Genomic DNA, 15,186 nt, shown 5'->3' on the forward strand with positions numbered 1-15,186 from the left:
GGCGGTCCGCTACACGAGGCTGTCGCGCCAGGTCTGGTGGAGGGTGGCGAAGCGGCCCTCGCCGGCGGTGAGGTCGGCGGGGGTGCCGTCCTCGACCACCCGGCCCTGGTCCATCACCAGGACGCGGTCGGCGATCTCCACGGTGGAGAGCCGGTGGGCGATGATCACCGAGGTGCGGCCGGCCAGCACGGTCCGCATCGCGCGCTGCACCGCCTGCTCGCCGGGCACGTCCAACGACGAGGTGGCCTCGTCCAGGATCAGCACGGCCGGGTCGGCGAGCAGTGCCCGGGCGAAGGCGACCAGTTGGCGCTGGCCGGCCGAGATCCGGCCGCCCCGCTTGCGGACGTCGGTGTCGTAGCCGTTCGGCAGGGCGGTGATGAACTCGTGCGCGCCGATCGCCCGGGCGGCCTCCTCGACCTCCTCGCGGGTGGCGTCGGGCCGGCCGATGGCGATGTTCTCGGCGACCGTCCCGGAGAACAGGAAGGACTCCTGGGTGACCATCACCACGTTGGCGCGCAGGGTCGGGGTGGCCAGGTCGCGCAGGTCGACGCCGTCCAGGGTGACCCGGCCGTCGGTCGGGTCGTAGAACCGGGCGAGCAGCTTGGCCAGGGTGGACTTGCCGGCGCCGGTGGCGCCGACCACGGCGGTGGTCTGCCCGGCGGGCAGCACCAGGTCGAAGGTGGGCAGCACCTCCTTCCCGGTCCGGTAGGCGAAGCGGACGCCGCGGAAGCCGACCTCGCGGCCCTTCCCGGCGGCTTCGGGCAGCTCGACGGGCGCGGTGGTCTCGGCGACGGTCGGCTCGTGGGCGAGCAGGCCGGCCATCTTCTCCAGCGCGGCGGCGGCGGACTGGTAGCTGTTCAGGAACATCGCCAGCTGGTCGATCGGGTCGTACAGGCGGCGCAGGTAGAGCACGAAGGCGGTGAGCACGCCGAGCTCCAGGCTGCCGTCGGTGACCAGGTACGCGCCGTACAGCACGACGGCGGTGATCCAGACGTTGGCGGTGGCCCGGGACAGGCCGACGTACCGGGCCATCTCCAGCAGGCCGTCGGCGGTGGCGGCGGCGGACTGCCGGTTGACGGTGGCGAAGGCCTTCTCGTTGGCGGCCTCGCGGCGGAAGGCCTGGACGGGGCGGATGCCGTTCATGGTCTCGGTGAAGCGGACGATGAGCGCGGCGACCGCCGTCCGGGAGCGCCGGTAGACCTGCTGGGAGCGGCGCCGGAAGGAGCGGACGATCAGGTACATCGGCAGGAAGGAGATCAGCGCGGCGAGGCCGAGCCGCCAGTCCATCCAGATCAGCACCACGGTGATGTAGCAGACCGACAGGCCGACCATCAGCAGTTCCTGCAGGCCCTCGGCGAGCAGCTCGCGCAGCGCGTCCACGTCGCTGGTGGCGCGGGAGATGATCCGGCCGGAGGTGTAGCGCTCGTGGAAGTCGAGGCTGAGCCGCTGGGCGTGCCGGAAGATCCGGCTGCGCAGGTCGAGCAGGATGTCCTGGTTGATCCGGGCGCTGACCCGGATGAAGGCGCGCTGCAGCACGGTGGCGACCAGCGCGCAGCCCAGGTACGCGGCGATGACCGCGATCAGCGGGCCGCTGTCGTGGTCGCGCAGCGCGGGGATGCCGCGGTCCATGGCGAGCGCGACCAGCAGCGGACCGGCCTGCATGGCGGCCTGCTGGACGAGGATCAGCAGCACCGCGCCGGTGATCCGGCGGCGGTGCGGGCCGAGCAGTTCGCCGAGCAGGCGGCGCGGGGCTCCGGGCGGGACGGGGATGTCCTCGTCCTCGGCGGCGGGCAGCGCGGGGTCCTCGGCGGGTGGGAGTTGCTCCTCGGCCGGTTCCGCGGGGGCGACGGTGGTGGTCATCGGGGCAGGGACCCTTCGAGCTCGGGGGCGGCCTCGCCGGACATCAGGGCCCGGTAGGCCGGGGAGCTGTGCAGCAGCTCCTGGTGGGTGCCGACGGCGGCGATCCGGCCGCCCTCCAGCAGGGCGACCCGGTCGGCCAGCAGCACGGTGGACGGCCGGTGGGCGACCACCAGCGCGGTGGTGGAGGCGAGCACCTGGCGCAGCGCGCGCTCGACCAGGGCCTCGGTGTGCACGTCGAGGGCGGACAGCGGGTCGTCGAGGACCAGGAAGCGCGGGTCGCCGACCACGGCGCGGGCCAGCGCGAGGCGCTGGCGCTGGCCGCCGGACAGGCTCAGGCCCTGCTCGCCGACCTGGGTGTCGGCGCCCTCGGGCAGCTTCTCCACGAAGCCGGCCTGGGCGGTGGCCAGTGCGACGGCGAGCCGGTCGGGTCCGGCGTCGGGGGCGCCCATCAGGACGTTCTCCCGGACGCTGGCGGAGAACAGGGTGGGCTCCTCGAAGGCGACCGAGACCAGCTCGCGCAGCCGCGCCCGGGGCAGGTCGCGGATGTCGGTGCCGTCCAGGGTGATCGAGCCCCCGGTGGTCTCGTACAGCCGGGGGATCAGCGCGGTGAGCGTGGTCTTGCCGCAGCCGGTGGTGCCGACCAGGGCCATCGTCTCTCCGGGGCGGACGTGCAGGTCGATCCCGTCGAGCAGGTCGGGGGTGTCGTCCGGTGCGTCCGGGTAGCGGAAGCGGACGCCGGTGAAGCGGATGCCGCGCTCCTCGGCGGGGGCGAGGCCGCTGGGCTCGGCGGAGGCCTCGGGCTCGTCCATCACCTCGAAGAAGCGGTCGGAGGCGCTGGCCGCCTCGGCGGCGAAGCCGAGCAGCCAGCCGAGCGACTCCACCGGCCAGCGCAGGGCGAGCGCGGTGGACAGGAAGGCGACCAGGGTGCCGGCCGACATCGAGCCGTCGGCGACCTGCCAGGCGCCGACGGCGAGCGCGCAGCCGAGGGCCAGCTCGGGCAGGCCGACGATGACCGCCCACAGGTTGCCGAGCAGGCCGGCCCGGCGCAGCTCGGTCCGCCGCAGCTCCAGACCGAGGCGGCGGAACTCCTCGGCCATGGTGCGGTGCCGGCCGAAGGCCTTGAGGATGCGGATGCCGAGCACCGACTCCTCGACCACGGTGGTCAGGTCGCCGTTCTGGTCCTGGGCGAGGCGCGAGGTGACCTGGTAGTTGCCCTCGAAGCGCCGGGTGTAGACGATCAGCGGCAGCGCGGGCAGCAGGGTGATCAGCGCGAGCCGCCAGTCCAGCAGGAACATCAGCGCGGTGCCGGTCAGGAAGACCGTCGAGTTGACGATCAGGAAGACCAGCGGGAAGACGAAGAACAGCCGCATCACGAACATGTCCGCGGTGGCCCGGGACAGCAGCTGGCCGGAGGGCCAGCGGTCGTGGAAGGAGACCGGCAGCCGCTGCAGCTTCGCGTAGAGGTCGCCGCGCATCGCGGTCTCGACCCGGGCCATCGGCCGGGCCAGGACCACCCGTCGGGTCCAGAACAGTGCCGCCTCGGCCAGGCCCAGCGCGAGCAGCAGCCCGGCCAGCGGCCAGAGGGCGGCCAGGTCGCGGTGGGCGATCGGGCCGTCGACGATCGAGCGCAGCACGATCGGCACGGCGAGCACGCTCAGCGAGGCCAGCCCGGCGGCGGCCACCGAGCCGGCGATCCGCCACCGGGCGACCCGCGCGTAGGGCCACAGGCGCAGCAGGGAGCGTACGACGGAGTGCCGCGACGGGGTCGGCACGGCTGTTCGGTCTGGTGAGAGCCCGTCGCCGTCCGCGGGGGTGGGCGGGGCGGCGGTCTCTTGGTTCTCGGCCATCGCCGAGAGGGTAGGCCGCCGCACCGACATTTCTCACCAGGTTTTTCGCACCTGTCGTCGAGAACCGGCCACGGTCGGACGGGTGCGAAGCGACAGGAGGGGCTCTAGGGGCCGACGGCCCGCAGGAGTTGGAGCGAACGGGCTTCGAGGGTGACCCGGGCCAGCGCCTTGTGGACGCCGTCCGGTTCGTCGGGCAGGGCGGTGTCCACCAGGACCCGGTAGCCGGTCGCCCAGGGCTCGCCCGGCAGGGTGAAGGCGAGCGGCTGGTGCCCGGCGTTGAGCAGCAGCAGGAAGCTGTCGTCGAAGACCTCCCGGCCGCGCAGGTCGCGCTCGGACATGGCGCTGCCGGAGAGCAGCATGCCCAGCGCGTGGGTCGGCGCGAACCAGTCCGCCTCGGTCATCTCCCGCCCGGCCGGAGTGAACCAGCCGAGGTCGCGCGGCCCGCCCGGGCCGGCCGTCCGGCCGGAGAAGAAGGCCCGCTGGCGCAGCACCGGGTGCTCGCGGCGCAGCCGCACCAGCCGGCCGGTCAGCTCGCAGAGCGAGCGCCACTCCGGCTGCTCCAGCAGCGACCAGTCCAGCCAGCTCAGCTCGGTGTCCTGGCAGTAGGCGTTGTTGTTGCCGCCCTGGGTGCGGCCCAGCTCGTCCCCGGCGGTGATCATCGGGACGCCGGTGGAGAGCAGCAGGGTGGCCATCAGGTTGCGCAGCTGGCGCCCCCGCAGCCCGGTCACCGCGGGGTCGTCGCTCTCGCCCTCGGCGCCGCAGTTCCACGAGCGGTTGTCGTCGGTGCCGTCCCGGTTGGACTCGCCGTTGGCCTCGTTGTGCTTGCGGTTGTACGAGACCAGGTCGCGCAGCGTGAAGCCGTCGTGCGCGGTGACGAAGTTGACCGAGGCGTACGGCCGCCGCCCGCCGCGCTGGTAGAGGTCGGAGGAGCCGGACAGCCGGTAGCCGAGCTCCCGGACGTCGGGCCGGGCACCGCGCCAGAAGTCCCGGACGGTGTCCCGATACTTGTCGTTCCACTCGGCCCACAGCGGCGGGAAGCCGCCCACCTGGTAGCCGCCCGGGCCGACGTCCCACGGTTCGGCGATCAGCTTGACCCGGCTGAGCAGCGGGTCCTGGGAGACCGCGGCCAGGAACGGGTGGTGCATCTCCACGCCGTCGCTGCCCCGGGCGAGCGCGGCCGCCAGGTCGAAGCGGAAGCCGTCCACGCCCATCTCGGCCACCCAGTACCGCAGCGAGTCGGTGATCAGCCGGATCACGTGCGGCTGCCGGGTGTCCAGGGTGTTGCCGCAGCCGGTGTAGTCCGCGTAGCCGCGCCGGGAGCGGTCCAGCCGGTAGTAGCCGCCGTTGTCGACGCCCCGGAAGGACAGCGAGGGGCCCATCACCCCGGACTCGGCGGTGTGGTTGTAGACCACGTCGAGGATCACCTCGATGCCGGCCGCGTGCAGGGCCCGCACCATCCGCTTGAACTCGCCGACCTGCTGCCCCCGGCTGCCGGCCGCCGCGTAGCCGGCGTGCGGGGCGAAGAAGCCCAGGGTGTTGTAGCCCCAGTAGTTGGTCAGGCCGCGGGCCTGCAGGTGGTCCTCGCTGACGTGGTGGTGGACCGGCAGCAGCTCCACCGCGGTCACCCCGAGCCGGGTCAGGTGCTCGACGGCCGCCGGGTGCGCCAGCCCGGCGTAGGTGCCGCGCAGCTCCGGCGGCACGCCGGGGTGGCGCATGGTGAAGCCGCGCACGTGCACCTCGTACAGCACGGTCTCGGCCCAGGGGGTCTTCGGCCGGTGGTCGTCGTACCAGTCGTCGTCGTCGTGGACCACCACCGCCTTGGGCACGTACGGCGCCGAGTCGCGGTTGTCGCGGACCGTGTCGGCGACCTCCCGCTCGGGCCAGCCGCGGACGGCGGCGCAGGTCGCGTCGTGCGCGGTGTACTGCCCGTCGATCGCCCGCGCGTACGGGTCGAGCAGCAGTTTGGCCGGGTTCCACCGGGCGCCGGTCCACGGGTCCCAGCGGCCGTGCACCCGGAAGCCGTACCGGGTGCCGGGCAGGACCCCGGGCAGGTACCCGTGCCAGGTCTGGAAGTCCTGCTCGGTGAGCCGGTGCCGGCTCTCCCGGCCCTCCTCGTCGAACAGGCAGAGGTCGACCGCCTCGGCCCCCGGCGCCCAGAGCGCGAAGTTGGTGCCGCTGGTGCCCTCCGGGTCGGTCCGGAACCGGGCGCCCAGCGGCTGCCAGCTGCCCGGCCAGGGCGTGCCCGTCCAGGGGGTGTCCGTCCCCAGCTCCCGCCACGCGGTCATGGAACCCTCCCAGCCATACGGGGGCCCGTCCCCGTCTCCCTGTTGTTCCCTGATCCGATGCCTTCGTCACCCATTGATCCGTACCGTGACGCACCGTGATCAATTCTGCCTCGTGCCCACCGGGAGGCCTGCGAAAACGTTCCCTCGTGTCCACGGCCGGTACAGGTCGTTAGACCGACCGGTATCGAGTGGATCTAGTACAGGCGGAGGCCCGCGATGCGCCCCGGAGTTCGGGTCTGGGCACGGCGGTCGGCGGCGGCCGTCCTCGGGCTGCTGCTGGTCGGCTGCTCGACCGCCCGGCCCGCGCCCGCCTCCGCCGACCGGGTCGGGCCGGCGGCGCCCGCCCCGGCGGTCTCCCGGGCCCAGCTCGCCGCCGAGCCGGCGGACGGCAGCCAGGACGTGGCCGTCGAGGGCGCGGTCCGGGTCACCGTCGCCCAGGGCCGGCTGCTGTCGGTGAGGCTCGCCGACGACCGGGGCGCCGAGGTGCCCGGCACGATCGGGCCGGACGGCACCGCCTGGGCCCCGGCCGGGCGCCTCGCGCTCGCCACCGCGTACACCCTGGACGCGGTCGCCGAGGACGCCTCGGGCCTGAAGGCCGCCCAGCACACCGGCTTCACCACGCTCGCCCCGGACCGCACCTTCGCCGCCTTCTTCACCCCCGAGGACGGCTCCACGGTCGGCGTCGGCATGCCGGTCTCGCTGCGCTTCACCCGCCCGATCACCGACCGCGCGGCGGTGGAGCGGGCGATCACCGTCACCGCCGACCCGCCGGTGCCGGTGGTCGGCCACTGGTTCGGCAACCGGCGGCTGGACTTCCGGCCCCAGCGCTACTGGGCGGCCGGCACCCGGGTCACCCTGGCGCTGCGGCTCAAGGACGTGCAGGGCGCCCCCGGCTTCGTCGGCACCCAGGCCAAGGACGTGCACTTCACCGTCGGCCGGTCGCAGGTCTCGGTCGCCGACCTGGACACCCACACCCTGTCCGTCCGGCAGGACGGCAGGCTGCTGCGCACCCTGAAGATCAGCGGCGGCAGCCCGGAGCACTCCACCTACCTCGGCGCGATGGTCGTCTCGGAGAAGTACGCGGTGACCCGGATGAACTCGCAGACCGTGGGGATGGGCGACGAGTACGACATCAAGGACGTGCCGCACGCGATGCGGCTGACCGGCTCGGGCACCTTCGTGCACGGCAACTACTGGGCGTCCCGCGAGGTCTTCGGCAGCGCCAACACCAGCCACGGCTGCATCGGGCTGGCGGACGTCAAGGGCGGCTCGGCGGACTCCCCGGCCGGCTGGCTCTTCGAACACACCCTGATCGGCGACGTGATCGAGGTGCGCGGCGCGGCGGGCGACCGGGTGCCGCCGGACAACGGCCTGAACGGCTGGAACCTCGGCTGGGCCCAGTGGGTCGCGGGCAGCGCGCTGCGCGTGCGCTGACCCCGTGCGCACGGGGTTCACGGAACCGGCACCGGCCTCCCGCCCAAGATTCACTCGAACGGGCCCGTTATCCTGCCATTCCCCGGTGCAACCAACCCGGGCGCACAGGCGTGTATTCGCTGTGGATACCGGGAGGGAGACGACCGAGTGAAGCCGGTTCAGGCGGCCGAAGCCGCGACGAGTACGACTGCGGGCGCCGGACGGGGCCGTGCGGCCCGCGTGGGCGTGGCCGCACTGGTGGGCGGCGCGCTGCTGCTGACCGCGGCCTGCAGCGGCGGCGGAGGTGCCAAGGGCGGCGGCTCGGCCGACGGCGGCGGCGGAGGTTCCGCGAGCTCGGCCAGCAGCCCGGCGGCCCCGAAGGTCTCGGCCGCCCAGCTGACCGTCACCCCCAAGGACGGCGCCGAGGACGTGGCCCCCAAGGACGGCGTCCAGGTCAGCGTCGCCTCCGGCACGCTGGTCAGCGTCGAGGTGACCGACAAGAACGGCAAGGCGGTGGCCGGCGCCATCGCGGCCGACAACCTGACCTGGAAGCCCACCGAGTCGCTCGCCGTCGGCACCACGTACAAGGTGAACGTGCAGGCCAAGGACGCGGCCGGCCTGGTCGCCGCCTCCACCACCAGCTTCACCACGCTCACCCCGGCGAAGACCGTCGCGACCAACGACAACATCGCCGACAACGGCACGTACGGCGTCGGCATGATCGTCTCGGTGAACTTCAGCAAGTCCGTGAAGAACAAGGACGCCGTCCTCAAGGGCATCACCGTGACCGCCGCCGACGGCACCGTGGCCAAGGGCCACTGGTTCGGCACCCAGCGCCTGGACTTCCGTCCGCAGGAGTACTGGAAGCCGGGCACCAAGGTGACCGTGAAGTACCGGCTGAAGAACGTCGAGATCTCGCCCGGCGTCTACGGCGACGTGGACAAGGACGAGCCCTTCACCATCGGCCGCTACCAGGTCTCGGTGGCCGACGCGGGCAGCCACATGATGACGGTGAAGAAGGGCGACGGGTCGACCCAGCAGATCCCGATCACCGCCGGCGACGACCAGAACCCGTCCTGGAACGGCACCATGGTCATCTCCGGCAAGGAGAAGGTGACCCGGATGAACTCCGCCACCGTCTCCAACATCAAGGGCGAGGAGTACGACGTCCCGGACGTCCCGCACGCGATGCGGCTCACCGCCACCGGCACCTACGTGCACGGCAACTACTGGGGCAACGCCTTCGGCAAGTACAACGCCAGCCACGGCTGCATCTCGATGCAGGACGCCAAGGGCGGCGACGACGGCTCCACCGCGGGCAAGTTCTTCGCCTCCTCGATGATCGGCGACGTGGTGCAGATCAAGAACTCCAAGGGCCCGGTCGTCTCCGGCGAGAACGGCCTGAGCGGCTGGACCGTGCCGTGGGCCCAGTGGTGACCTGCTGAGACCCCTCGACGGCCCGGCCGCTCCCCGGAGCGGCCGGGCCGTCGGCGTTCGTTCCCCCATCGTGACCGAATCCGGACCTGGCGTCCGCAACTTCCTGGTGGAGTGGACCGTGTAAAGAGCTGACAGGCCGGGGCGGATCGCCGGAACGGGGCCTGCAGCGGAGAGCGGTGGGGAGTTGGCGAAGGTGGAGTCGACGCGAGGGACGCGCAGGGGCCTGGCCGGGGTGCTCGGCGGCGCACTGATACTGACGGCGGCACTGACCGGGTGCAGTGCGGCCGGCGCGAAGACGAAGGACCCCGCGGGCGCCGCCCCGGCGGCGGCGAAGCTCGCGGAGTCGCCCAAGCCGACGGTCTCGGCCGCCGTGGTGACCGTCGAGCCGGCGACCGGGGCGAAGGACGTCAAGCCCGCCGGGGCGCTCAAGGTCTCGGTGGCGAGCGGCAAGCTGACCACCGTCAAGGTCACCGCCCCCGACGGCACCGAGGTGCCCGGCGCGGTCGCCGCCGACGGCCTCAGCTGGGCGCCCACCGGCAACCTCCAGGTCTCCACCCAGTACCGGGTCAGCGCGCTGGCCGTCGACGCCCAGGGCGTCACCGCCGGCACCGAGAGCACCTTCACCACGCTCACCCCGGCCAAGGACGCGGGCGCCAGCGACAACATCACCGACGACGGGACGTACGGCGTCGGCATGATCGTCTCGCTGCGCTTCGAGCGAGCGGTCAAGAACCGCGACGCGGTGGTCAAGGGCGTCACCGTCGAGGCCTCCGACGGCACCGTGGTGCGCGGCCACTGGATGGACGACAACCGGATCGACTTCCGCCCGGAGAAGTACTGGACGCCCGGCACCAAGGTGACCGTGAAGTACCGCCTGAAGAGCGTCGAGACGGCCCCCGGCGTGTACGGCGGCGTGGACAAGGACGAGCCCTTCACCATCGGCCGCTCGCAGGTCTCCACGGTCGACGTCAGCACCCACCGGATGGCCGTGGTCCGCGACGGCCAGCAGGTCGACTCGGTGCCCTTCACCGCGGGCAAGCCGGGCTTCGACACCTGGAACGGCTCGATGGTGGTCGAGGCGATGGAGGGCCGCACCCGGATGACCTCCAACGGCATCACGGCCGCCGGCTCCAACGACGAGTACGACCTGGTCGTCCCGCACGCCATCCGGCTCACCGACACCGGCACCTACGTGCACGGCAACTCCTGGAGCTCCGCCATCGGCGTCTCCAACGGCAGCCACGGCTGCATCGGCCTGCGGGACACCGCGGAGGGCAGCGAGAGTTCCGCGGCGGGCAAGTTCTACCAGTCGACGATGGTCGGCGACGTGGTCACGGTGGTCAACTCCAAGGGCCGCACCGTGTCGCCGGAGAACGGCCTCGGCGGCTGGAACGTGCCCTGGGGCTCCTGGTGACCGCCCGCCGGTGACCGTCCGCTTCCGCCCGGTTCCGTTCGAGTGAACTTTCGGTTGCGGTCGGCATATGCCAAATGACTAGTGATCGTTTGCTCATTGTCCGTACGCGCCCGCTTGCGTTCCGCAATGATGGCCCCATGGCGGGAATCGGCGAAGCGACTCTGGCGTCACATCGGTTGGCACCAGCGGGCGATGACGATCTGTCGGAGACCGGTGGTCTGGTGGTGCTGGCAGATCTGGAACGGATGACGTCCGAAGAGCTGGAGCGGGCGTGCGTCGCGCTGCTCCGCGATCCCGCCGAGCCGCGGGAGGCCCCGCTGCCCTCCCGGCCGGCCTCGGCCGCGGTGGCGCGCCGTACGGTGCTCGCCCTGCTCCGCCTCTGGGGGCTCCACCAGCTCCTGGAGGCGGGGGAGTTACTCACCGGCGAGCTGGTCGCCAACGCCGTCCGGCACACCGGCGGCCGGATCATCGGGCTGCGGGTGATTCGCAGACCGGGCTGGCTGCGCGTCGAAGTGCGGGACTCCTCGCGGGCGCTGCCCTGCCTGATAGTCGCCAACGAGACCGGCTACGCCACCGGCAACGGGCTCAAGCTGGTCGACTCGATCGCCGAGCGCTGGGGGGCGGACCTGCTGCCCCGCGGCAAGGCGGTCTGGTTCGAACTGAAGGTGCGCGAGCGGGCCGGCTCGGCCAACTCCCAGGCCTGACCCACTCGTTCGAGTGAAGAGACAGTGCGGGGCCCCCGTCCACCGTGTGTGTGGTCTGGGGGCCCCTGCCATGTCACCGCGCCGGCCGAGGGGGTGCGTGCCGCGCGGTGCAGACGGCCGAACCGGGTCAGGGAGGCCGTGGATCAGAAGTCGGGGCGATCTGCCCGACTTGCTCCACTCTCGCACGGTCTCACGGGCTGGGACAAATTGGATCCTAAGGTCTGTGGCTCATTTCACCTTCGGATGCCAGGATGGCCACCTCGGGGCCTGATCGGGTTGTAGTTGAAATGTAATCAATACTCGCGCGTACGGTCCGGGCGCCCTGCTCTGATGTGCCAATGACCTACGCCTACCCGCCACCCGCCCCCGCCCGGGCCCCCTGGTGGCGCCGGACCGGACCGATCCTGCTGGTCCTGTTCCTCCTCCCGCCGGTCGGACTGATCCTGGTGTGGACCTCGCTGTGGCAGAAGCCGGCGAAGGTCGTGGTCAGCGTGATCGGCGGTCTCTACGGGCTGATCTGGCTCGGCGCCGTGGTCGCCGACCCGAAGGCCGACCGCGCCGACTTCGTCCAGCCGGCGGCCGCCACCTCCTCGGCCCCGGCCGCCCCGCCGCCCACCACCGCCGAGGCGAGCCCCACCCCCACGCCGACCCCGCCTCCGTCCCCCAGCCCGACTCCGACGCCCACCCCCACGCCGACTCCGACACCGACGCCCACCCCGGAGCCCGTCGTCTCGTACGCCAACTGCACCGAGGCCCGCAACGCCGGCGCCGCCCCGCTGCACCGCGGTGACCCCGGTTACCGGCCGGGCCTGGACGCGGACGGCGACGGCGTCGCCTGCGAGTCCACCGGCGGCGGCTCCACGACCACCGGCGGCTCGTCCTCCGGCGGCTCCACGTCCGGCGGGACGTCCTCCGGCGGGGGCTCGGCGCCGTACTACGCGAACTGCGCCGCCGCCCGGGCCGCCGGCGCGGCCCCGCTGCACCGCGGCGACCCCGGCTACCGCTCCGCGCTCGACCGCGACGACGACGGCATCGCCTGCGAGTGACCCGAGGGCCGCAGCCCCCGCCACCGGCCGGTGTCGGTGGCGGGGGCTGCGGTCCCCGGTGGATCGAGGAGGAAGGCCGACGATGAGCGAGGACGTGCTGTCGGTGATTCCGGCGGACCCGTACTGGCGGCCGGAGCGGGGGGTCGGCGAGCGGGTGGCCGCGCTGGTCGCCGGACGGGAGCCGGACGCGGACCACGAGGTGAGCTGGTACGACCGGGTCACGGCGGTCGACTGCGGGGGGAACCTGGAGCGGATCGCCCGCTTCGAGATCGAGGTCTGGAACCCGGAGCGCGAGTGGTTCACCGAGACGGAACTGGCGCACCTGGGGGCCGCGCTGGGTCACCCGGTGCGCCAGATCCGCGCTCACGTCTGAGGGCTGCCCCCGCGGGGGCAGCGGGGTCAGCACTCGATGACGTTGACGGCGAGGCCGCCGCGGGAGGTCTCCTTGTACTTGATCTTCATGTCGGCGCCGGTCTCCTTCATGGTCTTGATCGCCTTGTCGAGGGAGACGTGGTGCCGGCCGTCGCCGCGCAGCGCCATCCGGGCGGCGGTGACGGCCTTGACGGAGGCCATGCCGTTGCGCTCGATGCAGGGGATCTGGACGAGGCCGCCGACCGGGTCGCAGGTGAGGCCGAGGTTGTGCTCGATGCCGATCTCGGCGGCGTTCTCGACCTGCTCGGGGCTGCCGCCGAGGACCTCGGCGAGGCCGCCGGCGGCCATCGAGCAGGCGGAGCCGACCTCGCCCTGGCAGCCGACCTCGGCGCCGGAGATGGAGGCGTTCTCCTTGAAGAGCATGCCGATCGCGCCGGCGGCGAGCAGGAAGCGGACGATGCCGTCCTCGTCCGCACCCGGGATGAAGTTCAGGTAGTAGTGCAGGACGGCCGGGATGATGCCGGCGGCGCCGTTGGTGGGGGCGGTGACCACGCGGCGGCCGGAGGCGTTCTCCTCGTTCACGGCCATCGCGTAGAGGGTGACCCACTCCATCGCGTTGGCCGGGCCGATGCCCTCGGCGCGCAGCGCGCGGGCCGCGGCGGCTGCGCGGCGGCGGACCTTGAGCCCGCCGGGCAGGATGCCCTCGCGGGCCATGCCGGCGGCGACGCACTCCTGCATCACGGCCCAGATCTGCAGCAGGCCGGAGCGGATCTCGGCCTCGCTGCGCCAGGCCTTCTCGTTCTCCAGCATCAGCCCGGAGATGGACAGGCCGGTCTCGCGGGTGAGCCGGAGCAGTTCCTCGCCGGTGCGGAAGGGGTAGCGCAGCTGGGTGTCGTCGGGGACGACGCGGTCGGCGCCGATGGCGTCCTCGTCGACGACGAAGCCGCCGCCGACCGAGTAGTAGGTCTTCTCCAGCAGGGTGGAGCCGTCGGCGGCGAAGGCCCAGAGGGTCATGCCGTTGGCGTGGTAGGGCAGGGCCTTGCGGCGGTGCAGGACCAGCTGGGTGTCGGGGTCGAACGGGATCTCGTGGGTGCCGAGCAGGTTGATCCGCTTCTCGGCGCGGATCCGCTCGACGTCGAGGTCGGCCCGGTCGACGTCCACGGTGCGGGGGGAGTTGTTCTCCAGGCCGAGCAGGACGGCCTTGGGGGTGCCGTGGCCGTGGCCGGTGGCGCCGAGCGAGCCGAACAGCTCGGCGCGCAGCGTGGCGACGTCGGCGATCAGGCCTTCGGACTTGAGGCGGCGGGCGAACATCCGGGCCGCGCGCATCGGGCCGACGGTGTGCGACGACGAGGGGCCGATGCCGATGGAGAAGAGGTCGAAGACGCTGATGGCCACGGAGGGACGTCCTTGTCTGGTCTCGTGGGGTAAACAGAGGGCGGTGACATGGGACGGGGCACCGCGCGCACTGTCCAGTGTGCGCGGTGCCCCGGAAAACCACGGGCGCCGGCCCGGTGAGGCCGGTCACCCGGTGCGGCTTACAGCTCGGGGTAGAGCGGGTGCTTCGCGGCGAGGGCGGTGACCCGGGCCTTGAGCGCGGTGGCCTTGGCCTCGTCGAAGCCCGGGAGGAGGGTCTCGGCGATGATGTCGGCGACCTCGCGGAAGTCCTCGGCGCCGAAGCCGCGGGTGGCCAGGGCCGGGGTGCCGATGCGCAGGCCGGAGGTGACCATCGGCGGGCGCGGGTCGTTCGGGACGGCGTTGCGGTTGACCGTGATGCCGACCTCGTGCAGGCGGTCCTCGGCGTCCTGGCCGTTGAGCTCGCTGTTGCGCAGGTCGACCAGGACCAGGTGCACGTCGGTGCCGCCGGACAGGACGCTGGCGCCGGCGGCGGCGACGTCGTCCTGCAGGAGGCGCTCGGCGAGCAGCTTGGCGCCCTCCAGGGTGCGCTGCTGGCGCTCCTTGAACTCCTCCGAGGCGGCGACCTTGAAGGCCACGGCCTTGCCGGCGATCACGTGCTCGAGCGGGCCGCCCTGCTGGCCGGGGAAGACCGCGGAGTTGATCTTCTTGGCCCACTGCTCCTTGCACAGGATGACGCCGCCGCGCGGGCCGCCCAGGGTCTTGTGCGTGGTGGTGGTGACCACGTCGGCGTACGGCACCGGGGAGGGGTGCAGACCGGCGGCGACCAGGCCGGCGAAGTGCGCCATGTCGACCATGAGGAGCGCGCCGACCTCGTCCGCGATGCGGCGGAACTCGGCGAAGTCCAGCTGGCGCGGGTAGGCGGACCAGCCGGCGATGATCAGCTTGGGCTGGTGCTCCTTGGCGAGGCGCTCGACCTCGGCCATGTCGACCTGGCCGGTCTTCTCGTCGACGTGGTACGCGGCCACGTTGTAGAGCTTGCCGGAGAAGTTGATCTTCATGCCGTGGGTCAGGTGACCGCCGTGGGCCAGGTTGAGGCCCAGGATGGTGTCGCCCGGCTGGATCAGCGCGAACATGGCGGCGGCGTTGGCCTGCGCGCCGGAGTGCGGCTGGACGTTGGCGTGCTCGGCGCCGAACAGCTCCTTGATGCGGTCGATCGCGATCTGCTCGACCACGTCGACGTGCTCGCAGCCGCCGTAGTAGCGGCGGCCGGGGTAGCCCTCGGCGTACTTGTTGGTCAGGACCGAGCCCTGGGCCTCCATGACCGCCACCGGGGCGAAGTTCTCGGAGGCGATCATTTCGAGGGTGGTCTGCTGGCGGTGCAGCTCGGCGTCGACCGCGGCGGCGATCTCCGGGTCGAGCGCGTGCAGGGACTGGTTGAGAACCGTCATGAGG

Annotated in this window: 11 protein-coding genes; 6 read left to right on the forward strand and 5 right to left on the reverse strand. The window is 72.5% G+C overall.

Features of this window, described 5'->3' with window-relative positions:
* Nucleotides 1-9 precede the first annotated feature (9 nt).
* From ABEB06_RS24440 to glgX, 3 genes are all read right to left on the reverse strand, one after another.
* Nucleotides 10-1,860, reverse strand: a complete 1,851-nt coding sequence (locus ABEB06_RS24440) for an ABC transporter ATP-binding protein (protein WP_345699034.1) — start codon at nt 1,858-1,860, stop codon at nt 10-12.
* Nucleotides 1,857-3,707 carry an ABC transporter ATP-binding protein gene (locus ABEB06_RS24445; RefSeq protein WP_345699035.1) on the reverse strand — a complete coding sequence of 617 codons (1,851 nt, stop codon included), beginning with the start codon at nt 3,705-3,707 and terminating at the stop codon, nt 1,857-1,859. The genes ABEB06_RS24440 and ABEB06_RS24445 overlap by 4 nt, the downstream gene beginning before the upstream one ends.
* 104 nt (nt 3,708-3,811) lie before the next feature.
* Nucleotides 3,812-5,992, reverse strand: a complete 2,181-nt coding sequence (glgX, locus tag ABEB06_RS24450) for a glycogen debranching protein GlgX (protein ID WP_345699036.1) — start codon at nt 5,990-5,992, stop codon at nt 3,812-3,814.
* 216 nt (nt 5,993-6,208) lie between these two features.
* Here glgX and ABEB06_RS24455 point away from each other — a divergent pair, with 216 nt between their 5' ends.
* The 6 genes from ABEB06_RS24455 to ABEB06_RS24480 all read left to right on the forward strand — a co-directional run bounded on the left by ABEB06_RS24455 (nt 6,209) and on the right by ABEB06_RS24480 (nt 12,379).
* The gene (locus ABEB06_RS24455) at nt 6,209-7,426 is read left to right on the forward strand and encodes a L,D-transpeptidase (protein ID WP_345699037.1); all 1,218 of its coding nucleotides are present in this window, start codon (nt 6,209-6,211) and stop codon (nt 7,424-7,426) included.
* A gap of 147 nt (nt 7,427-7,573) precedes the next feature.
* Complete coding sequence (locus tag ABEB06_RS24460; RefSeq protein ID WP_345699038.1) at nt 7,574-8,842, forward strand: L,D-transpeptidase; 1,269 nt, start codon at nt 7,574-7,576, stop codon at nt 8,840-8,842.
* A gap of 193 nt (nt 8,843-9,035) precedes the next feature.
* Nucleotides 9,036-10,256: a L,D-transpeptidase gene (locus ABEB06_RS24465; RefSeq protein ID WP_345699039.1), complete on the forward strand. Its 1,221-nt coding sequence runs from the start codon at nt 9,036-9,038 to the stop codon at nt 10,254-10,256.
* 245 nt (nt 10,257-10,501) lie between these two features.
* On the forward strand, nt 10,502-10,960 hold the full coding sequence (locus ABEB06_RS24470) for an ATP-binding protein (RefSeq protein ID WP_345699040.1): 459 nt from the start codon (nt 10,502-10,504) through the stop codon (nt 10,958-10,960).
* A gap of 338 nt (nt 10,961-11,298) precedes the next feature.
* Nucleotides 11,299-12,006 (forward strand): excalibur calcium-binding domain-containing protein, encoded by a 708-nt coding sequence (locus ABEB06_RS24475; RefSeq protein WP_345699041.1) that lies wholly within the window; start codon nt 11,299-11,301, stop codon nt 12,004-12,006.
* Nucleotides 12,007-12,088: 82 nt separating this feature from the next.
* Complete coding sequence (locus ABEB06_RS24480; protein ID WP_345699042.1) at nt 12,089-12,379, forward strand: hypothetical protein; 291 nt, start codon at nt 12,089-12,091, stop codon at nt 12,377-12,379.
* 26 nt (nt 12,380-12,405) lie between these two features.
* On the opposite strand, the gene ABEB06_RS24485 is transcribed toward ABEB06_RS24480, so the two are convergent.
* Nucleotides 12,406-13,773: an L-serine ammonia-lyase gene (locus ABEB06_RS24485; RefSeq protein WP_345699043.1), complete on the reverse strand. Its 1,368-nt coding sequence runs from the start codon at nt 13,771-13,773 to the stop codon at nt 12,406-12,408.
* Between the two features lie 140 nt (nt 13,774-13,913).
* Nucleotides 13,914-15,182 (reverse strand): serine hydroxymethyltransferase, encoded by a 1,269-nt coding sequence (locus ABEB06_RS24490; RefSeq protein ID WP_345699044.1) that lies wholly within the window; start codon nt 15,180-15,182, stop codon nt 13,914-13,916.
* Between the last annotated feature and the right edge of the window lie 4 nt (nt 15,183-15,186).

Origin of the sequence: Kitasatospora terrestris (assembly GCF_039542905.1) — a bacterium.
In the GTDB taxonomy this organism is placed as follows: Bacteria; Actinomycetota; Actinomycetes; order Streptomycetales; family Streptomycetaceae; genus Kitasatospora; species Kitasatospora terrestris.